Source organism: Chryseotalea sanaruensis, assembly GCF_003990915.1.
Classification (GTDB): domain Bacteria; phylum Bacteroidota; class Bacteroidia; order Cytophagales; family Cyclobacteriaceae; genus Chryseotalea; species Chryseotalea sanaruensis.
On the sequence record NZ_BHXQ01000020.1, the window covers coordinates 1 to 2,203 of the forward strand.

Below are 2,203 nucleotides of genomic sequence, written 5' to 3' on the forward strand. Positions count from 1 at the left end.
CTTTGTCTCTCAGTCTGATGCTGGGCAACTTGTTTATTTCTCGCGAGGGCTGTTCAAGTAATAATTCCAGTTCAGTTGAAGTAAATAAATCCTGAACGCTTATCCGGTGGTCGATCTTGTCTTTTAATCGCAGGTGTTTGCACGGATGATCTTTTCTTCTTCCGCTTTTCTTCAGCCAATCGTAATAGGCTTTGATCGCGGCCAGGTATGTGTGTAATGTACCCGCCTGTCTGCCTTCTGTTCTTCTTTTCTCCAGATAATGCAGTATGTCTTTGTATTTGGCTTGTGCTGCGTTACTGGTCTGTGTACTGTAGTTTTCTATCATCAGCGCGTAACAATGTGCTGTGCGCTTTGTAAAGCGTTTAGTCAGGTATTGTTTCAGTTCCATAGCTTGTCGTTTTTTTCATTTGTGTAGTGGTGAGGTGTAAATAGGTCTGTGTGGTCTCAATACTCTGGTGTCCTAAAAAATCTTTCACGTGCCCGGTCTTCATACCGCTCTCCAGCAGATGTGTGGCTATCGCATGTCTAAAATGATGTAGGGTGATTTGTGTGTTCAATCCTGCTGCCTTGATTAGTTTTTTTACTTCTACGTTATAGGTTCTCCCTCGCATTCTCCTGCCATGTTTGTTGATCATAAAAGCTTCTATACTGTCGGTATCGTTGCCATTCAGTTCTCCGGATCGCTCGTTGTAATAATATTCTTTCAGGTCTTTGAGTACGGTTGTGTTAAGTGGCACGGTTCGTTTTCTTCCGCCTTTACCCTGACGAACGTAGAGTAAACCGCTTTTGAAGTGTATGTCTCTTACATTGAGTTTGGCCGCTTCTTGTCGTCTCAGACCACATCCGTAAATAATGCCTAGTATGGCTCTTTGCTTTACTGTATCACACGCCTTGTAAAGTTTCTCGATGTCTGCAAGGCTCAATAGATTTTCGCGTGTGCGTTTGTAGCTGTGGGTATAATCGAGATTACTCATGGGATTGATCTGTAGCTGCTCGGTGTCTTCCAGGTAACAGAACAAAAGTTTGATCACGTACATGTGTATCGTTATCCTGCTTTCGCTTAAGGTCCCGCCTGTCATATTGTTAGGCCGTTCCTGCTGATAGCTGTAAAAGTTTTCTATGTCGCTCTCGCTCACTTTTTCAAGGCTTAGTATCTTTTGTTTTTCAAGCCAACAAAAAAATTCACGAAGACCTGTGGTAAATGTTTTCCAACTGGCTTCACTGTAACCAATGGCCTGTAAATATTTCATGAAGCGGCCATACTGATCCCGGTACTCTTTCGAGTAAATGATAAATCTTTCCATAAGTCGTTTGGGTTTAAATTCTTTCTATTGGGGGACGAAGCTTTCTGGCTGACGAAGTTTTAACGTAGTCAGTAGCCTAATCCCCTTAACACTTTTTTGGAACACGGAACGCCAGGCGCATTTTCTGCGATTGCAGTTTGCTTTCTAAGATTTTGTATGATTCTGGCGTTCCATCTGGCGTTCCAAAGACATGGAACGCCAAGGAATTTTTAAGATGTGACTAACTCGAGCTGATCAAGTTGCCCTTGTAGATGTCTCTTTACTTTTGATCTTAATGCCTGGATGTTATCCCAGTACAATACTTTATAATTAAATCCTCTGTTGGCGTAGCCTCCTGATTGACGGATGTATTCAAGTTGTTCCAGGTCATGCAGGTAGCGGTGTAATTGTGTTTTACTTACCTGCAGGGCTTGTCTCACTTCTCGCTGGCCGAACTCATAGCTTTCATGATGGCCGTTACCTTTTGTTTTGATGTAGAGTTTTAATCGCTCGTAAAATTGCCTGAGGCTTCCGTCTAACTCATCTACTTTTAAAAGGATGGACTCAAAGAGTATTTCAGCCGCTACTTGTAAATCTTCTTTCTCGCTGATCAATCTACCGCGTTCATCTTTCTTGCGCTGGTATTGGTGCATGAGTGTGACCGCTTTTACAAAAGCCTGATAGAGTCCGTTTAGTCTCCTGATCTTGTGCGCTTCATCGGGCAGGTGAACTTTGTCTGCATATGGATTGATTACATCATATGGCTTTAGTAAACTCACCAGGCACTGGATAAATTCTGTGCATTGTCTTTCTTTCTGCTCATCGATCTGTCCGGAGGCTTTCATGTTCTGGTAATGAATAACCTTTTTACTCTGATCGTGACTTTCATCTACCGCTATGATAAAACACCTGCTCATGTT

At 42.6% G+C, this 2,203-nt stretch carries 2 protein-coding genes and 1 pseudogene; all 3 read right to left on the reverse strand.

Translation table 11 applies throughout. The features are described from left to right. Positions 1-388, reverse strand: a 388-nt coding sequence (locus tag SanaruYs_RS19950) for a site-specific integrase (RefSeq protein WP_160118738.1), incomplete at its 3' end; no start/stop codon positions are given. After that, positions 363-1,304: a tyrosine-type recombinase/integrase gene (locus SanaruYs_RS19955; protein WP_127124385.1), complete on the reverse strand. Its 942-nt coding sequence runs from the start codon at positions 1,302-1,304 to the stop codon at positions 363-365. The genes SanaruYs_RS19955 and SanaruYs_RS19950, both read right to left, overlap by 26 nt. Positions 1,305-1,513: 209 nt before the next feature. Further along, a pseudogene (locus SanaruYs_RS20265) lies at positions 1,514-2,203 on the reverse strand (hypothetical protein); the annotation flags it as partial.

Bases quoted from the DNA above. Each gene is read 5' to 3' on its own strand.
- SanaruYs_RS19955 (WP_127124385.1), bottom strand. From the start codon at position 1,304: ATGGAAAGATTTATCATTTACTCGAAAGAGTACCGGGATCAGTATGGC.